Source organism: Ruegeria marisflavi (assembly GCF_025673445.1).
Taxonomy (GTDB): domain Bacteria; phylum Pseudomonadota; class Alphaproteobacteria; order Rhodobacterales; family Rhodobacteraceae; genus Ruegeria_B; species Ruegeria_B marisflavi.
The window spans coordinates 13,496-35,586 of the sequence record NZ_JAOVQN010000024.1; the positions used below are offsets into that span (position 1 = coordinate 13,496).

Here is a 22,091-nt window from a genome sequence, read left to right on the forward strand (position 1 = left end):
GGGTCAGAGCAGTTTTCGTATAAACCGGATCGTACCGAAAACGCTTTAGATGGCCGAACTGTGTCCGGCTTTGCTGAGGTCGTAGTCGTCGAAACAGCGGGCCACCATCCGGGTGAGTGGCCTGGCTTCCGGCGGAATGAACAGACCGTCGTCAGTGACGCGCAGCAGACCTTCGAAGCTCTCATTGGCCTGATGGTACATGCGCTGCAACTCGCTGGCCGAGATATCGTGATCGCGCAGAATCTCGGCCGTATTGATGCGGAAATCGCACATCAGCGCCTCGATCAGTCTGGCGCGCAATAAGTCTTGGCCCTTGAACTGGTGGCCCCGCGAGGTCGAGAAGTTTCCGGCGCGGATGGCGCCTGTGTGGGCCGAGGTCGCCGGGGCGTTCTGGGCAAAACCTTGCGGGAACTTGGAAATCGCGCTGGCGCCGACCCCGATCAGAACGTCGGCCTGATCGTCGGTATAACCCTGGAAGTTTCGTTTCAGCTTGCCGGCATCCAGTGCCTGCGTCAGCCCGTCTTCGCGCGTGGCGAAATGGTCGATTCCGATTTCGGCATAGTTGTCCCACAGGAACAACCGGCGGGCGGTGTCGAACAGGTCGAGCCGTTCCTCGGGTGTCGGCAGCGCATCCGAGGGGATCAGTTGCTGGCGCTTGGCCATCCATGGAACATGCGCATAACCGTAGAGCGCGACCCGGTCGGGGTTGAGCGACAACAGCTTTTGCACGCTTTCGGTCATGCGGGCGCGGGTCTGGTGCGGCAGGCCGTAGAGGATATCGGCGTTCAGGCTGTAAATTCCGCGGGCGCGGATCATATCCACCGCTTTGCGGGTGATGTCATACCCCTGAATGCGCCCGATCGTCTTCTGGATCTCGCTGTCGAAATCCTGAATGCCGATGGAGGCGCGGTTCATGCCAGCCGAAGCCAGGGCATCCAGACGGGCGTCGTCGATCTCGTTGGGGTCGATTTCCACCGAGAACTCGGCGTTGGGGCCGAGCGGCACCACGTCGAAGATCGACTTTGCCAGGTCGCGCATCAGATCGGGGTTCAGCAGGGTCGGCGTGCCGCCGCCCCAATGCAGCCGGGAAAGGCGCACACCTTCGGGCAGACGGCTGGCCAGCAGGGCGAGTTCGGCCTTGAGCGTTTCCACATAGGCGATGACCGGATTGTCGGTCTGGGTACCCTGGGTCCGGCAGGCGCAGAACCAGCACAGCCTGCGGCAGAATGGCACATGCACATACAGCGAAACCTCGCTGTGCGGCGGAATTGCCCCGATCCAGTTGCCAAAATCACTTGCGCCCACGTCATTGCTGAAGTGGGGCGCGGTCGGGTAGCTCGTATATCTCGGTACTTTCGCGTCAAAAAGTCCGAGTCGGGCCAATTGAGGTTTCGCTTTCATGCAAGTACGCTTACGTGAGCCTTTCGACATGGACCTTGACCCAGATCAAGTAGGACCGGGAACACATGAGCAGCCACCCCCAGCTTTGCCATTCCGATTGCCAAGATTGTCCGATCAGGCACCGCGCAGTCTGCGCCCATTGCGACTCGTGTGAGTTGGAGGAGCTGGAAGAGATCAAGTACTACCGCAGCTTTGAGGCGGGGCAGACCGTGATCTGGTCAGGCGACCAGATGAGTTTTGTGGGTTCGGTTGTGTCTGGTATCGCCTCGCTGACCCAGACGATGGAGGACGGGCGGACCCAGATGGTGGGTCTATTGCTGCCGTCGGATTTCGTCGGGCGCCCGGGGCGCGACGGTGCCCCTTATGATGTGGTGGCGACAACCGATCTGGTCATGTGTTGTTTCCGTAAGAAACCGTTCGAAGAGTTGATGGCGCGCACCCCGCATATTGCGCATCGGCTGCTGGAAATGACGCTGGATGAGCTGGATGCGGCGCGCGAATGGATGCTGGTGCTGGGCCGCAAGACCGCGCGCGAGAAGATCGCCAGCCTGCTCTCGATCATTGCACGTCGCGATGCCTCGCTGACCAAGCGTGGCATGAGCGGGCCGATGGTGTTCGACCTGCCGCTGACCCGCGAGGCGATGGCCGATTACCTGGGCCTGACGCTGGAAACGGTAAGCCGCCAGATCTCGGCCCTGAAAAAGGACGGGGTCATCCACCTGGAAGGCAAGCGCCACGTCACCATCCCGGATATGGGCCGGTTGATGGAGGAAGCGGGCGACGATACCGATGGCGGTTTCCTGGTCTGAGGCCGGGTGTTTGCGAGGCTCTGCCTCGCGCTCCGGAGTATTTGTGGCGAAATGAAGAGGCGGGTGCAGGGGTTCAACTCTGGCGCCGCAGCCAATCGGCCACGCGGCGGGCGGCAGAGCCAGGCAGCAGCGGTCGTGGGGCCCAGAGTCGCAAGGCACGCGCCAAGGTGACCCGGGTGGCAAAAGGTGCCACCAGCTGGCCGCGCGCCAGATGTGGGGCGATCAGTACCTCGTGCCCCATCAGCACCCCGGCACCATTCACCGTTTCCTCGACCGCCAAAGCATAGAGCGAGAATTCGGGTCCGCACGGCACGAAGGTCTGGCCGGGCAGGGCGGTCGCCATCCAGTGCGACCAGTCGGCGTGCCATGTGGTGTCGATCAGACAGGGCAGTTGGCGCAGATCTTCGGGCCGGTGCAACCGATCCGCCAGTGCGGGTGCGCAGACGGGTGTGATCGTATCTGCGGCCAGTGCCTCGCCCGGCCCGTCGCCGAAGAACAAGCACAGATCGAAGGGCGTGCGTTTGAGGTCGGGCGGCTGCTCCATCGCGGTAACAGAGATCTCGATCTCGGGTGCTTCGGCCCGCAGGCCGGGCAGACGGGGCGATAGCCAGAGCTGTGCGACCGAGGGCAGGGCCGCCACATGTACCACCTGCGGTTTGGCGCCGGTGCGCAGGCCATGGCTGACCATGGCCAGCAGGTCGAAGGCGCCGGTCAGGTCTGGCAGGACATCGGCCGCGAGGGAGGTAAGGGTAACGCCCCGGGCGCTGCGCTCGAACAAAGGTGCGCCCAGCATGTCCTCGAGCTGCTTGATCTGAGCCGAGACCGCGCCGGGGCTGACGCCCAATTCCTCGGCGGCGGCGGCGAAACCACCCAGTCGCGCGGCGGCCTCGAACGCGCGCAGGGCGTTCAGCGGCAAGGGCCGGGGGCGGGGTGGGGCGACGGGCATCAGAAAGCCTCAGATTTTCTCACCCTAATTTTCCCGGAAACTGATTTGCGCGCAAGAGGGGGTTTGCAGAACCTGTCGGCAGAGATACGGAGGATGCCATGCCACAGCTTGCCGCCCGCCCCTGGGTGCCCGCCCATTGCGAAACCCGCGTTCAGCAGATCGCCGAGGCCACAGCCCGGGCCGAGAGCGCCGCCATCGACGCCCGTCTAGAGGCACTAATCGAAGAGAACTGCGCCATCCATGACGCGGAATGTTTCAACCTGAACCCGGCAACCAACGTGATGAACCCGCGTGCCGAGGCGGCGCTGGCGCGGGGATTGGGCAGCCGTCCCTCGCTGGGCTATCCCGGTGACAAATACGAGATGGGTCTGGAGGCGATCGAAGAGATCGAGGTGATCGCGGCAGAGCTGGCGGCACGGGTGTTCAACGCGCGCTATGCCGAGATCCGGGTGGGATCGGGCGCTTTGGCCAATCTTTATGGCTTCATGGCGCTGACCCGACCCGGTGACACGATCATCGCACCACCGGCCAGTATTGGCGGCCATGTCACTCATCACAATGCAGGTTGCGCGGGGCTATTTGGTCTTAAAACCATCGAGGCGCCGGTGGATGTGGATGGTTACAGCCTGGACCTGAGCGCACTGGCCGAGCAGACCGAGCGGCACCGGCCCAAGCTGATTACCGTGGGCGGCTCGCTGAACCTGTTTCCGCATCCGGTGGCGGCCGTGCGCGAGATTGCCGACCGGGTCGGTGCCAAGGTTCTGTTCGACGCGGCGCATCAATGCGGCATCATCGCAGGCGGCGTCTGGGCCAACCCGCTGGACGAGGGCGCGCATCTGATGACGATGAGCACCTACAAGAGCCTGGGCGGCCCTGCGGGCGGGCTGATCGTGACCAACGAGGCCGAGATCGCCGAACGGCTGGACGCCATCGCCTTTCCCGGCATGACCGCCAATTTCGATGCGGCGAAATCGGCGGCGCTGGCGATCTCGCTGTTGGACTGGGTCGATCACGGCGCGGCCTATGGTCAGGCGATGGTCGATCTGGCGCAGGCGCTGGCCGCCGAGTTGCAGGCGCTGGGCCTGCCGGTATTTCATGGCGCGGGCGGGGCCACCGCCTCGCACCAGTTCGCGGTTGAGGCGGCGCGGTTCGGCGGCGGTCAGGCTGCGTCGAAGGTGCTGCGCCGGGCCGGGTTCCTGGCCTGCGGCATCGGCCTGCCCGTGGCCCCGGTTGCGGGGGATATGAACGGCCTCCGGATCGGCACGCCGGAGCTGGTGCGGCGCGGGGTAACGCCCGACCACGCGGCGGAACTGGCCTGGCTGATCACGCAAGGTCTCACCGGCAACGACCCCGAGGCGGTGGCGCTGCGCACCCGCGAAATGCGAGCGCGGTTTCAGGGGATGCAATACATCAGGTCGTGACCGGTCCGGCGATCCGTGATCTACTTCCCCAAAGAAATCAGATTTTGGGAGACGCGGATCATGCAGTTCGAAAGCCTGTTCGTGATGCTTATCGTTGGTATTCTGGCCGGGTGGTTGTTCGGCCGTATCATGGCCGGGCGCGGGTTCGGCCTGATCGGCAACATCATCGTCGGTATTGTTGGTGCATTCCTTGCCGGGTTGATCTTTCCCGCCCTTGGCTTTGCTGTCGGCGGCGGCTTTATCACATCGGTAATCCATGCCACCATCGGTGCTGTGATCCTGCTGTTCCTGATCGGATTGGTCCGCAAGGCATGATGCGTCTGCCTTGAAGCGGGGAAACCGCCTTATGGAGAGACGTTTGGCGGCCGTGCTGGTCGCGGATTTTGCAGGCTACAGCTCCCATGTCGGCCGCAACGAGGAACTCGCGGTCCGCGCGGCGCGTGGGCATCTGGATGCCATCGAACTGGTCATCGGCCTGCACCGGGGGCGTGTGGTAAAAACCATGGGGGACGGATTGCTGGCCGAGTTCGCCTCGTCCCGGGACGCGGTGGGCTGCGCGGCTGCCATCCAGCACAGGATGATGGAACGCAATGCGCCTCTGGAGGCCTCTGAGCATATGCTCTTGCGGGTTGGCGTTCACTCCGGCGAGATCCTGTCGGAGAGTGGTGATATCTTTGGCGATGATGTGAACATCGCAGCCCGCATCGAGGCCCATGCGCCGACAGGCGGTGTTGCCGTCTCAGAGCGTGTCCGTGACGAAGTGGCGGGCCGGTTGGACATTACTTTTCTGGATGCCGGTTCGCCTGTGTTGAAAAACATATCGCGCAGCATCCGTCTGTTCGATTGGATGCCGTTGCGACAGGCGGATGCGCCCGCAACGCGCCCAAAAGCGGTTGCCGATAAACCCTCGCTGGCGGTTCTTCCCTTGACGAACTGGTCGGCAAGTCCCCAAACCGAGTACATCGCCGATGGATTGACCGAAGATATCATTTCCGCCCTTGCGCGGGTTCCGTGGCTTTTCGTGATCGCCCGGAACTCTTCCTTTGCCTACAAAGGTACCCCGATGGACGTGCGGCAGATCGGCAGGGACCTGGGTGTCAGATATATTCTGGAAGGCAGCATGCGCATCCAGGGCAACCGGATTCGAGTCAGTGGCCAACTTGCCGATACGGCATCCGGCGCGCAGGTCTGGTCAGAGAGGTTCGATGGAACCGACGAGGACATATTCGATTTGCAGGACAAGGTAACCGCCGCAGTGGTTGCCGCCGTGGCGCCCACCGTGCAGATGGCAGAGATGGAGCGCGCGGCGCAGAGCGCGCCGGGTAACGCCAGTGCCTATGATTACTATCTGCAAGGGCTGGCGGCGCTGAACCGGGCGCAGGTCGCAAAAGCTGCTGATCTTCTGGACGCCGCCATCGACGAGTCTCCGGGCTATGCCAAGGCCATGGCGCTTAGGGCCTGGTGCCACACGCTCAACGTGGCGTGGCGGGTCGGCTATGCGCAGGATACGGATCGCGCGCGGGGAGGAGACCTTGCCAACGCGGCGCTTGATCTTGCCCCTGGCGATCTCGAAGTGGCGGCCTATGCCGGGTACACTCTGGCTTTCTTCGGTCTTGAAATAGAGCGGGGAATGGGGCTGGTCCGGCAGGCTTGCGAAGGTTGTCCAAGCTTTGCCTGGGCCTGGACATCGATGGCGATGCTTGAAGCGTTGCAGGGTGACAGCAACAAGGTGCTGGACCTTGCGGATCGGGCGCGACAACTGAACCCCAAGGATCCCTTGTGGTTTCGTGCGCTGGTCGCCATTGCCGCCGTTCACCGCGACGCTGGGCGGTTTGACGAGGCGCTTCAGGCCGCACAAGAGGGGTTGCAGCTCAATCCCAATGTCGTGGTTCTGTATGTCCATTCGATCTGCGCGCTCTGCGAACTGGACAGGATGGACGAGGCGCGGACAATGGCGAGCAGGCTTCTGGACCTGTCCCCGGAATTCTCGGTGTCCGGGTTTCAGGACCACCACAAGTATTTCCGCGCGGCACTGCATACCGCGCAGAACACACGCTGGCTTACGGCTGTGGGGCTACCGGAGTAGCCCCTTGCCTGTTCAATGCGCCATGAAGATGGGAACGGTTGCCTTCTCCAGCATGTTGCGTGTCGCGCCGCCAAGGATCGCTTCGCGGAAACGGGAGTGGCCATAGGCCCCCATCACGATCATGTCGGCATCGGTATCCGAGGCATGCCGGTTGAGGATGTCCGACACCCGGGTCATCGTCTTGCTCAGAACGTCGATTTCGACCTTTACACCATGGCGGGACAGCATCTGGCTAAGCAATCCGCCGGGATCCGACCGGTCCGGGCCGTGTTGCGGCGGGTCGATCACCACGATGCGAACCAGTTCCGCCGCCCTCAGGAACGGCATCGCGAGACGGATCGCCCGCATGGCTTCGACGCTTTCGTTCCAGCCGATCAGGACCGTGCGCGGTTGCTTGATCGGTGCCCGATCATCGGGAACCACCAGAACCGGGGCATGGCCTTCGAACATGGCGGCTTCGATGATCGGTTCTGCTTCTGCCCCCCGGTTTTCCCCATAGGGACGCGGTAGCACGACTAGGTCAGAGAAACGGGCGCGGTGAGCGACATGCCGTCCCAGATCGGCGATCTGGGCAACACCGCTTTCCGCCGACCAGCGCACGCCGGCCTTGGACAAGTGATCCTTGGCCAAAGTCAGCACTTCCTCGGCTTCCGCATTCGCCCGGCTCAGGGTTTCTTGCAGGATCAAGGCATTCGCCCCGGCGTAATAATACCCGGTCTGGCTGCGATCGACGCCAAGGCACAGAGCCTCTGCATGGGCATCCTGAGCATCCGCCAGAGCAACCAGCTGATCCAGCGTCGTTTTCGACTGTTTGGGATCCGTCAGGACCGTCAACAAGGATTTGTAGGTCATCTCAACCTCGTGTGAGCATCAAGCCCCGACCAGCGGGGGCGTTACTATTGGCTAATGCCTGTCACACATTTCACGTGTATGTCTTGATGCAGATCAAAGCAGATTTATGCGCAATTCTCCAATTAAGCGCCCAGTCTAATCCGTCTGGCGTGACATTAGAATCGCGCGGGACAAGGCAAAGGGACGCAAAATGTCGAATTATATCAAGCTCATCGCGCTTGGTCTCATCGCGCTGTTCGCCGCGATGGGGATAAATTATGCGCGCGACGTGGCTTACATGATGCATGCAGTCATCGTATTGCTTGTATCGGGTGGGCTTTTCATCTGGACTCTTCGCAACACCGGCGAGCCCGACATCCTGACCGACCGTTCGGGCGAGTACATGGATGACGTGGTCCGTTATGGTGTCATCGCAACCGCATTCTGGGGCGTTGTCGGCTTTCTGGCCGGGACGTTCATTGCCTTTCAGCTTGCCTTTCCGGAGCTGAACTTTGAATGGGCCCAGGGTTACGCAAATTTCGGTCGTCTGCGTCCGCTGCACACCTCGGCGGTGATTTTCGCCTTTGGTGGTAACGCCCTGATCGCAACCTCGTTCTATGTGGTTCAACGCACCAGCGCCGCGCGGCTCTGGGGCGGTAACCTGGCCTGGTTCGTGTTCTGGGGCTATCAGCTGTTCATCGTGCTGGCAGCTACCGGCTATCTGCTGGGCGGCACCCAGTCCAAGGAATACGCTGAACCCGAATGGTACGTTGACCTGTGGCTGACGGTTGTCTGGGTCGCCTATCTGGCCGTGTTCCTGGGCACGATCGTCAAGCGCAAGGAACCCCATATCTATGTGGCCAACTGGTTCTATCTGAGCTTTATCGTCACCGTCGCCATGTTGCATGTGGTCAATAACCTGACCATCCCCGTCAGCATCTGGGGCAGCAAATCGGTTATCGTCTGGCCGGGCGTTCAGGACGCCATGGTACAGTGGTGGTACGGCCACAACGCCGTGGGCTTCTTCCTGACGGCCGGTTTCCTGGGCATGATGTACTACTTCATCCCGAAGCAGGCCGAACGTCCGGTATTCAGCTACAAGCTGTCGATCATCCACTTCTGGGCGCTGATCTTCATCTATATCTGGGCTGGTCCGCACCACCTGCACTATACCGCGCTGCCTGACTGGGCCTCGACGCTGGGCATGGTGTTTTCGGTCGTGCTGTGGATGCCGTCCTGGGGTGGCATGATCAACGGTTTGATGACACTCTCGGGCGCCTGGGACAAGCTGCGTACCGATCCGATCATCCGGATGATGGTAATCTCTGTCGGCTTCTACGGCATGTCTACCTTCGAAGGCCCGATGATGTCGATCCGCGCGGTCAACTCGCTGAGCCACTACACTGACTGGACTATCGGCCACGTGCACTCGGGTGCGCTGGGCTGGAACGGTATGATCACCTTCGGTGCCCTCTACTTCCTAGTGCCGGTGCTGTGGAAGCGGGATCGTCTGTACTCGCTGAAACTGGTCAACTCGCACTTCTGGCTCGCGACCATCGGCATCGTGCTCTACGCCGCCTCGATGTGGGTGACCGGGATCATGGAAGGCTTGATGTGGCGCGAAGTGGATGCCAACGGCTTCCTGGTGAACTCGTTCGCCGATACCGTGGCCGCCAAGTTCCCGATGTATGTGGTGCGTGGCCTGGGCGGGGTTCTGTACCTCACCGGTGCAATTATCATGTGCTACAACCTGTGGATGACCGTTCGGAAAGCGCCGGCCAAAGAGGCCAGCCTTTCCGTCGCGGTCCCGGCTGAATAAGGAGGGCCGGTGCAATGGCTATTCTCGAAAAACACAAGATCCTCGAGACCAACGCGACCCTCCTGCTGATCTTCAGCTTTCTGGTCGTGACTATTGGTGGCATCGTGCAGATCGCACCGCTGTTCTATCTGGAGAACACAATCGAGAAGGTGGAGGGCATGCGGCCCTACACCCCTCTCGAAATGGCGGGGCGTGAAATCTACATTCGTGAAGGCTGCTATGTTTGCCACAGCCAGATGATCCGCCCGATGCGGGACGAGGTCGAACGCTATGGCCACTACTCGCTGGCGGCGGAGTCGATGTACGACCACCCGTTCCAGTGGGGGTCCAAGCGGACCGGGCCCGACCTCGCCCGCGTGGGCGGCCGTTATTCGGATGACTGGCACGTGGATCACATGCGGAACCCGCAGTCGGTTGTACCGGAATCGGTGATGCCCAAATATGGTTACCTCGAACGCACCATGATCGACGGTAGATATATCGGTGACATCATGGCCACCAACGCTATCGTCGGCGTGCCTTACACGGAAGAGATGATCGAGGCCGCGCAAGCCGACTTTGCCGCTCAGGCCGATCCCGACAGCGACTATGATGGGCTGCTGGAGCGCTATGGCGACAAGGTCAATGTACGCAACTTCGACGGTCAACCGGGTGTCTCCGAAGCCGATGCGCTGATCGCCTACCTGCAAATGCTGGGCACGTTGGTCGATTTCTCGACCTTCACGCCGGACGCGAGCCGCTGAGGAGGGGGATATGGAAGAATATACCCTTCTACGGCAATTCGCAGACAGCTGGATGCTGTTGGCCCTGTTCGCCTTCTTTATCGGAGTGGTCATCTGGGTGTTCCGCCCCGGGTCGGGCAAGACCTATGGCGACACGGCAAACATCCCCTTCCGGCACCAGGATAAACCCGCCACACACAAGGAGGCGCGGCAATGAGCAAGAAACCCGAAATGAAAAAGGGCGATCCGGAAACCACTGGCCACAGCTGGGACGGGATCGAAGAGTTCAACAACCCACTGCCGCGCTGGTGGTTGTGGACCTTCTATCTCTGCATCGTGTGGGCCGTCGGCTATACCATCGCCTATCCCGCCTGGCCCATGATCAATTCGGCCACGGCCGGGGTAATGGGCTGGTCTACCCGGGCCAATGTTGCGGCGGCAATCACCGAGGTCGAAGAGGCGAACGCGCCGATCAATGCAAAGCTGGAAGCGACCGAGCTGACTGCTATCTCCTCGGACGCTGAGCTGAACTCCTATGCCGTTTCGGCAGGGAGCGCCGTGTTTAAGACCTGGTGCGCCCAGTGCCACGGTTCAGGTGCCGCCGGTGCGGTGGGCTATCCCAACCTGTTGGACGACGACTGGCTCTGGGGGGGCTCGATCGAGGATATCCACCAGACCGTTACCGCAGGTATTCGCAACACGGAAAACGACGATGCGCGGTACTCCGAGATGCCCGCCTTTGGCCGCGACGAGTTGCTGGAAGCCGCCGAGATCGACCAGGTGGTCAACTATGTGATGTCGCTGTCGGGTGAGCCGCAGGATGCATCGCAGGTGGCCGCCGGCGCGTTGGTCTTTGCGGACAACTGCTCGTCCTGCCATGCCGAGGACGCCACTGGCGACCGCACGCAAGGTGCGCCCAATCTGTCGGATGCCATATGGCTCTTTGGTGGCGACTATGCCGCGATTTCCGAGTCGGTGAACAACGCCCGGTTTGGCGTGATGCCTGCCTGGAGCACCCGCCTCACCGAAGCGCAGATCCGCGCGGTCTCGGCCTATGTCCATCAGTTGGGCGGCGGCGAGTGATCGCCTGAGTGAGGAAAAGAGCGGCGAGTACGAAGTTTGGCTCGCCGCTCTTAAAAACCTTCGGCCGCATCGTCGGCTCGAAGGCTAGGTGCCGGCCCTCCGATCTGTTCGCGCGTTTCCTGGAGGGCCGGTGCCGGTGTTGTGGCAGACCCTTATGCCGAATGGATCTTGGGGCCGCCAATACGGTCAACCTAGCAAATCAAAGATCCCATCGCCAATCCGAAGGTTGATTTCATCTTGCCCTGCGCCGTCGACAAGCGCCCAGATGATTTGACCTGTCGGGCGATAGACAACAAATAACTCTTCGATGGTATCGTCGCCGGCCCTTTCCCCAGTTGTGGATTCGGTGTGCGCGAACTGCACCTGTAATTGATTTGCCAGCGCAGATCCGATCCCGAAGATCAGGACATCTCCCTCAGTCGAGTTGAAATCCTGCACCCAGTCCGACCCATGGCCTTCGACCCCGGAATGAAAGAACTTGTCTGCGCCGCGGCCGCCGTTGATCCGGTCATGGCCAAAGCCGCCGTTGACAAAATCGTTACCAGCACCGCCAAAAATCAAGTCGGAAAAAGCCGAGCCGGTAATAACGTCGTCGCCCGACTGGCCATGCAACTCGTCGGCGCCAAAACCGCCGATGATCGTGTCATTTCCGTCCATCCCGTAAATCTGGTCGTTGCCGTAGCCACCCTGGGCCTGATCGTTGCCCGCACCGGCAAAGATGATGTCACGAAGGTCTGTGGCCGATCCGCCTCCGATCAGAATATCGTCCCCCTCGCCGCCGTGCAGTGTGTCGGATCCGTCGCCACTGTTCAGCGTGTCATTTCCGCCGAACCCTTGAAGGAGATCATTGCCGGCAAGCGACAGGTAGTCGTTCGGCGCCACTTGATCGATTCCACTCGATCCTTCGAGTGTCCAGTCATTCAGCCCCAAGGCAGTGGAAAGCTCGATTTCGTTCAGATCGCCGCGCGAGCCAGCCGATGTTCGTTCGGCCAGATCGTAGATCGGCAGTGCATCAAATAACAGGCCGGTCAGTGTCATCACGGATTCGATTTGTATAGGTTTGGTCAGATCCGGGATCGACCCACGCGTAAGCTCGATACCCGTGATTGTTCCAGTCAGGAAATTGGAGCCGCTCGTCGGTGTTCTCAGGCCGATGCCGGAGATGTTTGCTCCCCGCAAAAATGAACTGCCGATTGTCAAAGTTCCCGACAGGGAACCAAACGAGCCGTATGTCACGCCGCTGCCTAGTACCTCAAACAGCTCGGATATTTGGTCTGTCAGTTGTCCGGTAAATCTCAAGTCTGCCATGTGGTAGTGCCTGCCTCAAAACCGTATTTGTTCCTGTGGTTCGCATGTCGGGCCTGTCTGCACGGAAAATGTGGCCGAATTTTGCGGGTGCGGGGAACTGGTCCGAGAAACCAAGCGTCGGGGCCATTTGCAGCAACCGCAAAGGCGTGGGCGGAAAGTTGTCCCCTACATGTGCTTTTTGACCCATATCAAAGTGGTGGCGTTGACGATCTGGAAGAAGTCAGCATGAAGAATGCCCAAAAAACGGAGTGAGTCCGTGAGTGATTCAAACCCAGCCCCCAGCCTTTATGCCGCGCGAGAGCCGATCTTTCCCCGACGGGTTTCCGGAAAGTTCCGTAATCTCAAGTGGATCATCTTGGCGGTGACGCTGGGGATATATTATCTGACGCCCTGGATTCGCTGGGATCGTGGTCCTAGCCTACCGGATCAAGCCGTGTTGCTCGATATGGCCAACCGACGATTCTACTTCTTCTGGATCGAGATCTGGCCGCATGAATTTTACTTTGTTGCCGGCCTGCTGATCATGGCCGGTTTAGGCCTGTTCCTGTTTACTTCGGCGCTGGGCCGGGTCTGGTGTGGCTATGCCTGTCCGCAGACGGTCTGGACCGACCTGTTCATCCTGGTCGAACGCTGGATCGAAGGCGACCGCAACGCGCGCCTGAGATTGCACCGGCAACAAAAGCTCGATTTTCGCAAGGCACGGCTGCGGCTGACCAAATGGACCGTCTGGTTGATGATCGGTCTTGCCACTGGCGGGGCCTGGATTTTCTACTTTGCCGATGCGCCGACATTGCTGCGCGATCTTGTAACGCTCAATGCCCATCCGATCGCCTATACGACGATGGCGGTGCTGAGTTTCACTACTTTCTTTTTCGGTGGCTTCGCGCGGGAACAGATCTGTATCTATGCCTGCCCCTGGCCGCGCATTCAGGCCGCGATGATGGACGAGGATACGCTGGTTGTGGGCTACCGCGAGTGGCGGGGCGAGCCGCGCGGAAAGGGCAAAAGGACCGAGGATTCCGAGCTGGGCGACTGCATCGATTGCATGGCTTGTGTCAACGTTTGCCCTGTGGGCATCGACATTCGCGATGGTCAGCAGTTGGAATGCATCACTTGTGCGCTGTGCATCGATGCCTGCGACGACATGATGGAAAAGATCGGTAAGCCACGCGGGCTGATCGACTATATGGCGCTGAAGGACGAGCAGGCCGAGCGCGCCGGAAACCCGCCCAAGAGTGTCTGGAAGCATGTCCTGCGGCCGCGGACGATCATGTATACCAGCCTGTGGTCGCTGGTCGGCTTTGCGCTGCTGTTTGCGCTGTTCATACGGTCTGACATCGACTTGACGGTGGCGCCGGTGCGCAACCCGACATTTGTCACCCTGTCCGATGGGTCGATCCGCAACACCTATGACGTGCGACTACGCAACAAGCATGGCGAAGATCGGCGGTTCCGCCTGTCCGTGGCCGGTGATCCGACGATGCGGATCGAGCTCGAGGGTACGCCGTATGAATCCGTGATCGTTCCGGCTGACACGGCCCAGTTGCAGCGTGTATACATCGTTGCACCAAAGGATGCCGCGCCGTCGAACGCCGCCAGCACCGATGCGCGGATCTGGGTCGAGGACCTTGGCAATGGCGAGCGCGCCTACAAGGATACGACGTTCAATGGACGGGGGAACTGAGCATGAGCGAACGCAAGTTCACCGGAAAGCACGCCGCAGCTATCTTCATCGGCGCATTTGGCGTGATCATTGGGGTCAACATTCTGCTGGCCGTCAGCGCCATCAAGACCTTTCCGGGACTGGAGGTAAAGAACTCTTACGTCGCCAGCCAGGAATTCAACACCCGACTGCATGCGCAAGAGTCCTTGGGTTGGTCCGTGCGTGCCGATGCCTTGGGTGGTCTTGTCACCCTGTCGATCACCGATCAGGCGGGACAGCCGGTCGAGGTGGCCGAACTGAAGGCGGTGCTGGGCCGTGCGACCCACGTCAAGGAAGATATCGAACCCGCCTTCACCTTTGACGGCACGGCCTATGTGGCCAAGGCGGAATTGGGTGACGGCAACTGGAACATCCGCATGGTAGCGCGCGCCGAAGATGGTACCGAGTTCACCCAGCGCGTCGTTTTGCATGTGAAAGGGTGATGGCGTGACAACGCAACTTCGCCCTTCGCTTGCGGCCTGCCCGGCCTGCGTGGCAGCTCCGGTGGAACCGGCCAAACCGGTACCCAAGGATGTCCAGATCGCATTGTCCCTGCCGGGCATCCATTGTTCGAACTGTATCTCGACGGTTGAGCGCGCCTTGCAGGCGCATCCGGGGGTCGAGGATGCGCGGGTGAACCTGACGCTGAAACGCGCCCTGATCAAGGCCGAGCCTGATTTGCGTGCCGCCGATCTGATTCCGGTCCTCGAACGCGCGGGATATGAGGCGCACGAGCTGGACCCCGGCGCATTGAGCGCCACCCAGACGGACCGGGCCGGTCGTGACCTGCTGATGCGTCTGGCGGTAGCCGGGTTCGCGTCGATGAACGTCATGCTGCTTTCGGTCTCGGTCTGGTCGGGGGCGTCAGATGCGACACGCGACATGTTCCACTGGATTTCGGCAGCCATCGCGATGCCGGCCATCGCCTTTTCGGCGCAACCTTTCTTTGTCAGCGCTTGGAGCGCGTTGAAGGTCAAGCGCCTGAATATGGATGTGCCGATCGTGCTGGCCATCGTGCTGGCGCTGGTGACATCCCTATGGGAAACCTCGCTGTCGGGCGAACACGCCTATTTCGATGCAGCGCTGACACTTACATTCTTTCTGCTGGCTGGCCGCTATCTTGATTATCGGACAAGGGCGGTCGCGCGATCAGCGGCTGAGGAACTGGCTGCGCTCGAGGTGCCCCGCGCGATCCGGCTGGAGGATGGCCGTGAGCAAGAGGTTCCGGTCGCGCAACTGGCGGTTGGCGATCTGATCCTAGTGCGCCCGGGCGGGCGGATGCCGGTCGACGGTGAGATCTTCGAAGGGCGCTCGGAACTCGACCGGTCGCTGCTGACCGGCGAGACGCTACCAGCTTTTGCCGAGCCAGGCCTTGCCGTCAGCGCCGGAGAAGTCAACCTGACCGGGCCGCTGGTGATCCGTGCCAGTGCCGTGGGGCAGGAGACGTCTCTGCACCGCATGGCGGATCTGGTCGCCATCGCCGAAAGCGGGCGGTCGCGTTATACTTCTCTGGCCGACAGCGCGGCGAAACTCTATGCGCCGGGGGTTCACATCTTGTCGGCGCTTAGTTTTCTGGGCTGGCTTGTGTATTCTGGCGATGTGCGCACCGCGCTGAACATTGCCGCGGCCGTTCTGATCATCACCTGCCCCTGTGCGCTGGGCCTTGCGGTACCGGCGGTGACCACTGCGGCGTCGGGGCGGTTGTTCAAGAAGGGCATGCTGATCAAGCATGCCACCGCGCTGGAACGACTGGCCGAGGTCGATACCGTTGTGTTCGACAAGACCGGCACGCTGACCGCGGGTACACCAGAACTGGTTAACCTCGGTGACATCTCGCGCGACGATCTGTCTGTGGCGCTGGCACTGGCGCAGGCATCCTCGCACCCGCTTTCGGTATCGCTGACCCGCGCGGCGCGCGCTGTCGACGCCGAACCAGCTGTGGTCGATGACGTAGCCGAGGTGCCGGGCTATGGCACCGAAGGTGTCTGGCAGGGCAAGCGCGTGCGCCTTGGCCGCGCGGCCTGGGTCGGTGCAACGCATGGCGGGCAGACATCGGCCTGGCTGGCCGTGGGCGACCGGGCACCTGTTAGCTTTCTGTTCACAGACGCGCTGCGCCATGGGGCCGAGGAAACGGTTGCAGCGCTGAAGGCCTCGGGCAAGCAGGTCATGCTGATCTCGGGCGATACCACCGGCGCGGTCGAGGCGCTGGCAAACCGCCTGGGGATCGCCAACTGGATGGCCGAGGCACTGCCACAGGACAAGGTGGCGCGGGTGCAGGCATTGGCCGGGCAGGGCAAGCGAATCCTGATGGTAGGCGACGGGCTGAACGATACTGCCGCCCTGGCAGCCGCCCATGTCTCGATCTCGCCCGCCTCGGCGCTGGATGCGGCGCGTGTGGCGTCCGATATCGTGCTGCTGGGAACTGACCTGAGCCCGATTGCCGGGGCCTGCGACACGGCCAAGAAGGCGACCCGCCGGATCCGCGAGAATTTCCAGATCGCGACCGTCTACAATGTCATCGCGGTACCCCTGGCGGTTGCCGGCCTGTGTTCACCGCTGATTGCGGCCTTGGCTATGTCGAGTTCGTCCATTACCGTTTCGCTGAACGCGCTGCGCCTGAGGTGAGCTTATGGAAGTCCTTTCCTATCTGATTCCAATCTCTCTGATCTTGGGCGCGGTCGGGTTGCTAGCCTTTGTCTATACCGTGCGGTCCAACCAGTATGACGACCCGGAAGGCGACGCTCGCCGCATCCTGTCGAGCGACTGGGACGACCGGCCAAAGCCTTGACGCCTTGCCGGTTTTAACCAAGCTGACGGGCACAGGGGGAGAGTTCGAATGGAGATATTCGCGAGTGGCAGTCGGCCGACTCGGCGCGCGAACGAGGAATGGTTCACCGGTACGGTCTGGCAAGACCCGGTGATCGAAGCACCGGAACCGGCGCGCGTACGCGCCTTGCGCGTGGGGTTCGAGCCGGGGGCGAGAACCGCTTGGCATACCCATCCACTGGGCCAGACGCTGCATGTGCTGTCCGGCGTGGGATTGGTCGGCACCCGGACTGCCGCGCCACGTCTGATCCGCGCGGGCGACACGGTCTGGATCCCGCCGGGCGAGGAACACTGGCACGGTGCCGCACCATACACAGGCATGGTTCACCTGGCCATTCAGGAGGCGCAGGACGGGCAGGTCGCCAATTGGCTGGAAAAGGTTGCTGATGCCGACTATCTGACCGTCCCGGCCTGAACCGGCGACCGGGAAATTGAACCGGCCTTGAATTCGGCACCCGGTCCGGCTATGTGCCCTTAATCCGCAAGCAGAGAGAAGTCAGGCAGATGGCCACCAGCAACCCGATCCAGTTCATCCAGCAGGTCCGTGCAGAAGTATCCAAAGTCGTCTGGCCGACCCGTCGCGAGGTTCTGCTGACGACGGTCATGGTCTTTATCATGGCAGCCCTGACAGCCGTTTTCTTTGCCTTGGTCGATCTGTCGATCCGGGGCGGTTTGCAGTTGCTTTTGGGGATGTTCAACTGACCCGCCGCGGGTCGGGCAGACAATCCGGCCTTGCACATCGGCGGTTCAGGGGCTAGTTCACGCGGAACCTTTGGGATGGGCGTGCGGCGATTCGAGCTGCGCGCCGCTTTTTGTTCCAGAGAGCGCGGCTTTGCCGCCGCACAAATCGACACATTCGCCAGGGCGCCTCGAGTGACCTGGCAAGAAAAGACAAGGACGACAGGTTCATGGCGAAACGGTGGTACTCGGTCAGCGTTCTTTCGAACTTCGAAAAGAAGGTCGCAGAGCAGATCCGTTCCTCGGTCGCCGAGAGTGGCCTTGAGGACCAGATCGACGAAGTGCTGGTGCCGACTGAAGAGGTCATCGAAGTGCGCCGGGGCAAGAAGGTCACGACCGAGCGCCGCTTTATGCCCGGGTACGTTCTGGTGCACATGGAAATGTCCGATCGAGGCTATCACCTGATCAACTCGATCAACCGGGTCACCGGTTTCCTGGGGCCGCAGGGCCGCCCGATGCCGATGCGCGATGCTGAGGTCAACCAGATCCTCAACCGCGTGCAGGAAGGCGAAGAGGCGCCGCGCACCCTTATCTCGTTCGAAATTGGTGAGCGGGTCAAGGTCAACGATGGCCCGTTCGAAGGCTTCGACGGCATGGTCGAGGGCGTGGACGACGACAGCCAGAAACTGCGCGTGTCGGTGTCGATCTTTGGCCGGGAAACTCCGGTCGAGCTGGATTTCACCCAGGTCGCCAAACAGGCCTGAGGTGAATGCACTGTGGGAGGTTCAGGGTGACGCGTCATCCTGTGCCGGACCACACAACATGAGAACCCGAGGGGCGCGCCCCGAAGGTGTTGAAAAAGGAGAAGGCCAATGGCCAAGAAACTGATCGGCACGCTGAAGCTTCAGGTGCCCGCAGGCAAGGCGAACCCGTCGCCGCCAGTTGGTCCGGCGCTGGGTCAGCGCGGCATCAACATCATGGAATTCTGCAAGGCGTTCAACGCCAAGACCGCAGACATGGAAGTGGGCGCACCTTGCCCGACCGTGATTTCCTATTACCAGGACAAATCCTTCACCATGGAAATCAAGACGCCGCCCGCGTCCTATTTCCTGAAGAAGGCCGCCAAGATCCAGTCGGGTTCCAAGACCCCCTCGCGCGCGACCGCCGGCACCGTCACCGTTGCCCAGGTCCGCGAAATCGCCGAGGCAAAGATGAAGGATCTGAACGCCAACGATATCGAAGGCGCAATGCAGATCATCCTGGGCTCGGCCCGATCCATGGGCATCGAGGTGAAGTAAGATGGCAAAGCTTGGAAAACGCACCCGCGCAGCCCGCGAAGCTTTTGCCGGCAAGGAAAACCTGTCGGTCGAAGAAGCTGTTGCCCTGATCAAGTCGTCGGCCTCGGCCAAGTTCGACGAGACCGTCGAGATCGCGATGAACCTGGGCGTTGATCCGCGTCACGCCGACCAGATGGTCCGTGGTGTTGTCGGCCTACCGAACGGCACCGGCAAGACTGTGCGCGTCGCCGTCTTTGCCCGTGGCCCCAAGGCTGAAGAGGCACAGGCCGCCGGCGCGGATATCGTCGGTGCCGAGGACCTGATGGAAACCATCCAGTCCGGCAAGATCGAGTTCGATCGCTGCATCGCGACCCCGGACATGATGCCGGTTGTTGGTCGCCTGGGTAAAATCCTCGGCCCGCGCAACCTGATGCCGAACCCCAAGGTCGGCACCGTGACCATGGACGTCGCCCAAGCCGTGCAGAATGCCAAGGGCGGTGAAGTCCAGTTCAAGGTCGAAAAGGCCGGTGTCATCCATGCCGGCGTCGGCAAGGTGTCGTTCGACGAGGCCAAGCTGGCCGAAAACGTCCGCGCCTTCGTGGATGCTGTCGCCAAGGCCAAACCGGCAGGCGCCAAGGGCACCTACCTGAAAAAGATCGCGCTCAGCTCGACCATGGGTCCGGGCGTGTCGATTGACGTGGCCAGCGCCTCGGGCAACTAAGAAACAAGGGGCGCGACCCTGGTCGCGGCCCAGAGTTGAAACCCGGTATCGCCATTGGCGGTGCCGGGTTTTTCCTTTTTTTGGGGTGGTGGATCACCATTTTTGACCTTGTCGGCGGGGTCAACGCCGTTTTGACTTGACTACGGCCTTCGGTGTACGGTCGCCGCGAAAAACGTCCAGCAATGATAGAGGCGGGCAGCAATGACAAAAAAGTGTGAGGCATGACCTCGCAATGGCGCGTGGGCGCCATCCTTAACGAGCCGCTCGTCGATACGTTGCGGTTTGCTGCGTGGTACCTCGAGGCCGGCGCGTCAGGTCTTACTTTGCTGTTCGACAACCCGGATGATCCGGCGCAGGAGGTGCTTGCCCGCCATCCGTCGTTGACCTGTATCCCGTGTACCACCGAATTCTGGTCCGATCTGGGGCTGACGCCCGACACACGTTTTACCAAGCGGCAGAACATGGCGCTGAGCTGGGTCTATCGGTCGATGCCGGACGGATGGCTGCTGAACGTCGATGCTGACGAGTTCCTGTATGTCAATAACGGGACAATATCCGGCTTTCTGGCTGCCATGCCCGCGGCAACAGAGGCGGTCCGGGTGGAAACCGCGGAAATTGTTGCGGCCCCGGCGGGACTGTCGGGCAATGTCTATCGCTTGCCGATGGAGCGGGATGTTGCCCGCCGGGTCTATGGTGACAGCGCGGCATTGTTCGGCCCCCGCAGAAAGGGGCTGATCGGCCACCCGCAAGGGAAGTCTTTTGTCCGCTGCGGTCTGCCGGGCGTCAGCCTGCGTCAGCATTGGGCGCAGCGCGCCGACGGCAGCGAAATCGCCGAGCGATACGTGCCGGTTCGCGAGGGCGCTGCGCTGCTTCATCACATCGGGCTTGACTATGACGTCTGGCGGGCCAAGCTTGAATGGCGGCTGGTCTCCAGCGGGTTTACCGTGCCCCTGACCGAGCGGATCCGCGGCATGCTCGACTTGCCCGACGCCGAGGAGCAACTGCGGGCCCTGCATTCCGATCTGCACGGCGTCGATGCCGAACGACTGGACCGGTTGCGTGCGGAAGGCGTGAGCCTTGAGCTCGCTATTGATCTCGACGGAACTGCGGCCCGTCGTTTCGAAGTGGGGCATCCAGCGGCCTGATCGCGTCGATCGGTCGTTTTACCTCTTGGAAACCCCGCCGCTCTGCCCTAAGTAAGGCTTCGATGTAAAGCGTGCGATTCGTCGTGCGCTTTATTTCGTTTCGTCCAAGACGGTGGGTGGCCACATTCGTAGCCTTAATTTCCTGCCTGAGACGGGAAGGACCAAAGAGATCGAGGGCTCGACCCTCGGGCGATTATTTGGCTCAGCCCCGTAATGCGGACATGAACGCCGGGTGCGAGCCCGGCAAATATGAGCCGGGACGCCTCAACGTCCCAAACTTGGAGAGAACTGTGGATAGAGCCCAGAAAGAGAAAGTGGTCGAGGAACTCGGCCAGATCTTCGAAAGCTCTGGCGTCGTGGTGGTTGCTCACTACGCCGGTCTGACAGTTGCCGAGATGCAGGACCTGCGCGCGCGTGCACGCGAAGCGGGTGGGTCTGTGCGTGTTGCCAAGAACAGGCTCGCCAAAATCGCCCTTGAGGGAAAGCCGTGTGCAAGCATGGCCGACCTGCTGACGGGTATGACCGTTCTGACCTATTCCGAGGACCCCGTGGCAGCAGCCAAGGTGGCCGAGGGCTTCGCCAAGGATAACAAGAAGTTTGAGATCCTCGGCGGTGCGATGGGCGGAGCGGCTCTGGACCGTGCTGGCGTCGAAGCCGTGTCGAAAATGCCGTCGCGCGAAGAGCTTATCGCTCAGATCGTGTCGTGCATTGGCGCACCCGCTTCGAACATCGCTGGCGCGATTGGCGCACCTGCAAGCAACATCGCTGGCATCCTTTCCACCATCATCGAGAAGGCGGAAGCTGCGTAAGCGGTTGGCACTGAATGATCTGCGTGGGGCATGTGCCCCGACGTTGGAACACACACACTGTAAACGGAAAGAGCTGATAAAATGGCTGATCTGAAAGCACTCGCAGAAAGCATCGTGGGTCTGACCCTGCTGGAAGCACAGGAACTGAAAAACATCCTGAAGGACGAATACGGCATCGAGCCCGCAGCTGGCGGCGCTGTGATGGTTGCAGCAGCTGGCGACGCCGGCGGCGCAGCTGCCGAAGAAGAAAAGACCGAATTCGACGTCGTTCTGAAGAACGCCGGCGCTTCGAAAATCAACGTGATCAAAGAAGTTCGCGGCATCACCGGTCTGGGCCTGAAAGAAGCCAAGGACCTGGTCGAAGCCGGCGGCAAGATCAAGGAAGGCATTGCAAAGGCAGAAGCAGAAGAGATCAAGGCAAAGCTGGAAGCAGCTGGCGCCGAGGTCGAACTGGCCTAAGCACTGTTACAGGTGCGTCGCAGACGCATCGTAGTATTGGCTGGGCCC

At 61.3% G+C, this 22,091-nt stretch carries 24 protein-coding genes; 20 read left to right on the forward strand and 4 right to left on the reverse strand.

The genetic code is table 11. The annotated features are described in order from the left end of the window. Positions 1–45: 45 nt before the first annotated feature. Positions 46–1,401, reverse strand: a complete 1,356-nt coding sequence (gene hemN / locus OEZ49_RS19170; protein ID WP_263389800.1) for an oxygen-independent coproporphyrinogen III oxidase — start codon at positions 1,399–1,401, stop codon at positions 46–48. A gap of 65 nt (positions 1,402–1,466) precedes the next feature. Here hemN and fnrL point away from each other — a divergent pair, with 65 nt between their 5' ends. After that, complete coding sequence (gene fnrL / locus OEZ49_RS19175) at positions 1,467–2,210, forward strand: transcriptional regulator FnrL (protein WP_263389801.1); 744 nt, start codon at positions 1,467–1,469, stop codon at positions 2,208–2,210. Between the two features lie 73 nt (positions 2,211–2,283). On the opposite strand, the gene OEZ49_RS19180 is transcribed toward fnrL, so the two are convergent. Then, positions 2,284–3,156 carry a LysR family transcriptional regulator gene (locus OEZ49_RS19180; RefSeq protein ID WP_263389802.1) on the reverse strand — a complete coding sequence of 291 codons (873 nt, stop codon included), beginning with the start codon at positions 3,154–3,156 and terminating at the stop codon, positions 2,284–2,286. A gap of 98 nt (positions 3,157–3,254) precedes the next feature. On the opposite strand from OEZ49_RS19180, the gene OEZ49_RS19185 reads away from it, so the two are divergent. The 3 genes from OEZ49_RS19185 to OEZ49_RS19195 are packed head-to-tail and all read left to right on the forward strand — an operon-like array spanning position 3,255 to position 6,663. Continuing rightward, positions 3,255–4,577, forward strand: coding sequence for a serine hydroxymethyltransferase (locus tag OEZ49_RS19185; RefSeq protein WP_263389803.1), 1,323 nt, complete (start codon positions 3,255–3,257; stop codon positions 4,575–4,577). A gap of 60 nt (positions 4,578–4,637) precedes the next feature. Further along, positions 4,638–4,892 carry a GlsB/YeaQ/YmgE family stress response membrane protein gene (locus tag OEZ49_RS19190; RefSeq protein ID WP_263389804.1) on the forward strand — a complete coding sequence of 85 codons (255 nt, stop codon included), beginning with the start codon at positions 4,638–4,640 and terminating at the stop codon, positions 4,890–4,892. Positions 4,893–4,923: 31 nt separating this feature from the next. Further along, positions 4,924–6,663, forward strand: coding sequence for an adenylate/guanylate cyclase domain-containing protein (locus OEZ49_RS19195; protein WP_263389805.1), 1,740 nt, complete (start codon positions 4,924–4,926; stop codon positions 6,661–6,663). Between the two features lie 12 nt (positions 6,664–6,675). Here the strand turns inward: OEZ49_RS19195 and OEZ49_RS19200 are convergent, their stop codons facing one another. After that, positions 6,676–7,515 carry a universal stress protein gene (locus tag OEZ49_RS19200; RefSeq protein WP_164131675.1) on the reverse strand — a complete coding sequence of 280 codons (840 nt, stop codon included), beginning with the start codon at positions 7,513–7,515 and terminating at the stop codon, positions 6,676–6,678. A 190-nt stretch (positions 7,516–7,705) separates the two neighbouring features. Between OEZ49_RS19200 and ccoN the strand changes: the two genes are divergently transcribed. The 4 genes from ccoN to ccoP are packed head-to-tail and all read left to right on the forward strand — an operon-like array spanning position 7,706 to position 11,118. Further along, on the forward strand, positions 7,706–9,313 hold the full coding sequence (gene ccoN, locus OEZ49_RS19205; RefSeq protein WP_263389806.1) for a cytochrome-c oxidase, cbb3-type subunit I: 1,608 nt from the start codon (positions 7,706–7,708) through the stop codon (positions 9,311–9,313). A gap of 14 nt (positions 9,314–9,327) precedes the next feature. Then, on the forward strand, positions 9,328–10,056 hold the full coding sequence (ccoO, locus tag OEZ49_RS19210) for a cytochrome-c oxidase, cbb3-type subunit II (RefSeq protein ID WP_263389807.1): 729 nt from the start codon (positions 9,328–9,330) through the stop codon (positions 10,054–10,056). A 10-nt stretch (positions 10,057–10,066) separates the two neighbouring features. Then, positions 10,067–10,252 carry a cbb3-type cytochrome c oxidase subunit 3 gene (locus OEZ49_RS19215; RefSeq protein WP_164131678.1) on the forward strand — a complete coding sequence of 62 codons (186 nt, stop codon included), beginning with the start codon at positions 10,067–10,069 and terminating at the stop codon, positions 10,250–10,252. Next, the gene (gene ccoP, locus OEZ49_RS19220; RefSeq protein WP_263389808.1) at positions 10,249–11,118 is read left to right on the forward strand and encodes a cytochrome-c oxidase, cbb3-type subunit III; all 870 of its coding nucleotides are present in this window, start codon (positions 10,249–10,251) and stop codon (positions 11,116–11,118) included. The genes OEZ49_RS19215 and ccoP overlap by 4 nt, the downstream gene beginning before the upstream one ends. A gap of 186 nt (positions 11,119–11,304) precedes the next feature. Here ccoP and OEZ49_RS19225 read toward each other — a convergent pair whose 3' ends face one another. Then, positions 11,305–12,426 carry a calcium-binding protein gene (locus OEZ49_RS19225; protein WP_263389809.1) on the reverse strand — a complete coding sequence of 374 codons (1,122 nt, stop codon included), beginning with the start codon at positions 12,424–12,426 and terminating at the stop codon, positions 11,305–11,307. 256 nt (positions 12,427–12,682) lie between these two features. Here OEZ49_RS19225 and ccoG point away from each other — a divergent pair, with 256 nt between their 5' ends. From ccoG to rplL, 12 genes are all read left to right on the forward strand, one after another. Next, positions 12,683–14,110, forward strand: coding sequence for a cytochrome c oxidase accessory protein CcoG (gene ccoG, locus OEZ49_RS19230; RefSeq protein ID WP_263389810.1), 1,428 nt, complete (start codon positions 12,683–12,685; stop codon positions 14,108–14,110). Positions 14,111–14,112: 2 nt separating this feature from the next. After that, positions 14,113–14,571 carry a FixH family protein gene (locus OEZ49_RS19235; RefSeq protein WP_263389811.1) on the forward strand — a complete coding sequence of 153 codons (459 nt, stop codon included), beginning with the start codon at positions 14,113–14,115 and terminating at the stop codon, positions 14,569–14,571. A 4-nt stretch (positions 14,572–14,575) separates the two neighbouring features. Then, on the forward strand, positions 14,576–16,753 hold the full coding sequence (locus tag OEZ49_RS19240) for a heavy metal translocating P-type ATPase (protein ID WP_263389812.1): 2,178 nt from the start codon (positions 14,576–14,578) through the stop codon (positions 16,751–16,753). A gap of 4 nt (positions 16,754–16,757) precedes the next feature. Continuing rightward, a complete protein-coding gene (gene ccoS / locus OEZ49_RS19245) occupies positions 16,758–16,916 on the forward strand; it encodes a cbb3-type cytochrome oxidase assembly protein CcoS (protein WP_263389813.1) in 159 nt (52 codons plus the stop codon). A gap of 48 nt (positions 16,917–16,964) precedes the next feature. Next, a complete protein-coding gene (locus OEZ49_RS19250; RefSeq protein ID WP_263389814.1) occupies positions 16,965–17,369 on the forward strand; it encodes a (R)-mandelonitrile lyase in 405 nt (134 codons plus the stop codon). Positions 17,370–17,458: 89 nt separating this feature from the next. Then, positions 17,459–17,656 (forward strand): preprotein translocase subunit SecE, encoded by a 198-nt coding sequence (gene secE / locus OEZ49_RS19255; protein WP_164131685.1) that lies wholly within the window; start codon positions 17,459–17,461, stop codon positions 17,654–17,656. A 206-nt stretch (positions 17,657–17,862) separates the two neighbouring features. After that, entirely contained in the window at positions 17,863–18,396 is a 534-nt protein-coding gene (gene nusG, locus OEZ49_RS19260; RefSeq protein WP_263389815.1) for a transcription termination/antitermination protein NusG, read from the forward strand. A 108-nt stretch (positions 18,397–18,504) separates the two neighbouring features. After that, complete coding sequence (gene rplK / locus OEZ49_RS19265; protein WP_164131687.1) at positions 18,505–18,930, forward strand: 50S ribosomal protein L11; 426 nt, start codon at positions 18,505–18,507, stop codon at positions 18,928–18,930. Position 18,931: 1 nt separating this feature from the next. Next, the gene (gene rplA / locus OEZ49_RS19270) at positions 18,932–19,630 is read left to right on the forward strand and encodes a 50S ribosomal protein L1 (protein ID WP_263389816.1); all 699 of its coding nucleotides are present in this window, start codon (positions 18,932–18,934) and stop codon (positions 19,628–19,630) included. Positions 19,631–19,851: 221 nt separating this feature from the next. After that, positions 19,852–20,775, forward strand: a complete 924-nt coding sequence (locus tag OEZ49_RS19275) for a glycosyltransferase family 2 protein (protein WP_263389817.1) — start codon at positions 19,852–19,854, stop codon at positions 20,773–20,775. Positions 20,776–21,065: 290 nt separating this feature from the next. Next, positions 21,066–21,584, forward strand: a complete 519-nt coding sequence (rplJ, locus tag OEZ49_RS19280; protein WP_093034935.1) for a 50S ribosomal protein L10 — start codon at positions 21,066–21,068, stop codon at positions 21,582–21,584. A gap of 81 nt (positions 21,585–21,665) precedes the next feature. Further along, complete coding sequence (gene rplL, locus OEZ49_RS19285) at positions 21,666–22,043, forward strand: 50S ribosomal protein L7/L12 (RefSeq protein ID WP_164131690.1); 378 nt, start codon at positions 21,666–21,668, stop codon at positions 22,041–22,043. The last annotated feature ends 48 nt before the right edge of the window (positions 22,044–22,091 follow it).

Coding starts and splice junctions, on each gene's coding strand:
- rplK (WP_164131687.1), top strand. CDS start 18,505: ATGGCCAAGAAACTGATCGGCACGCTGAAGCTTCAGGTGCCCGCAGGC.
- OEZ49_RS19200 (WP_164131675.1), bottom strand. CDS start 7,515: ATGACCTACAAATCCTTGTTGACGGTCCTGACGGATCCCAAACAGTCG.
- OEZ49_RS19275 (WP_263389817.1), top strand. CDS start 19,852: ATGACCTCGCAATGGCGCGTGGGCGCCATCCTTAACGAGCCGCTCGTC.
- ccoN (WP_263389806.1), top strand. CDS start 7,706: ATGTCGAATTATATCAAGCTCATCGCGCTTGGTCTCATCGCGCTGTTC.
- OEZ49_RS19235 (WP_263389811.1), top strand. CDS start 14,113: ATGAGCGAACGCAAGTTCACCGGAAAGCACGCCGCAGCTATCTTCATC.
- fnrL (WP_263389801.1), top strand. CDS start 1,467: ATGAGCAGCCACCCCCAGCTTTGCCATTCCGATTGCCAAGATTGTCCG.
- hemN (WP_263389800.1), bottom strand. CDS start 1,401: ATGAAAGCGAAACCTCAATTGGCCCGACTCGGACTTTTTGACGCGAAA.
- OEZ49_RS19215 (WP_164131678.1), top strand. CDS start 10,067: ATGGAAGAATATACCCTTCTACGGCAATTCGCAGACAGCTGGATGCTG.
- nusG (WP_263389815.1), top strand. CDS start 17,863: ATGGCGAAACGGTGGTACTCGGTCAGCGTTCTTTCGAACTTCGAAAAG.
- rplL (WP_164131690.1), top strand. CDS start 21,666: ATGGCTGATCTGAAAGCACTCGCAGAAAGCATCGTGGGTCTGACCCTG.
- OEZ49_RS19185 (WP_263389803.1), top strand. CDS start 3,255: ATGCCACAGCTTGCCGCCCGCCCCTGGGTGCCCGCCCATTGCGAAACC.
- secE (WP_164131685.1), top strand. CDS start 17,459: ATGGCCACCAGCAACCCGATCCAGTTCATCCAGCAGGTCCGTGCAGAA.
- OEZ49_RS19190 (WP_263389804.1), top strand. CDS start 4,638: ATGCAGTTCGAAAGCCTGTTCGTGATGCTTATCGTTGGTATTCTGGCC.
- OEZ49_RS19195 (WP_263389805.1), top strand. CDS start 4,924: ATGGAGAGACGTTTGGCGGCCGTGCTGGTCGCGGATTTTGCAGGCTAC.
- rplA (WP_263389816.1), top strand. CDS start 18,932: ATGGCAAAGCTTGGAAAACGCACCCGCGCAGCCCGCGAAGCTTTTGCC.
- OEZ49_RS19250 (WP_263389814.1), top strand. CDS start 16,965: ATGGAGATATTCGCGAGTGGCAGTCGGCCGACTCGGCGCGCGAACGAG.
- OEZ49_RS19225 (WP_263389809.1), bottom strand. CDS start 12,426: ATGGCAGACTTGAGATTTACCGGACAACTGACAGACCAAATATCCGAG.
- ccoS (WP_263389813.1), top strand. CDS start 16,758: ATGGAAGTCCTTTCCTATCTGATTCCAATCTCTCTGATCTTGGGCGCG.
- ccoP (WP_263389808.1), top strand. CDS start 10,249: ATGAGCAAGAAACCCGAAATGAAAAAGGGCGATCCGGAAACCACTGGC.
- ccoO (WP_263389807.1), top strand. CDS start 9,328: ATGGCTATTCTCGAAAAACACAAGATCCTCGAGACCAACGCGACCCTC.
- OEZ49_RS19180 (WP_263389802.1), bottom strand. CDS start 3,156: ATGCCCGTCGCCCCACCCCGCCCCCGGCCCTTGCCGCTGAACGCCCTG.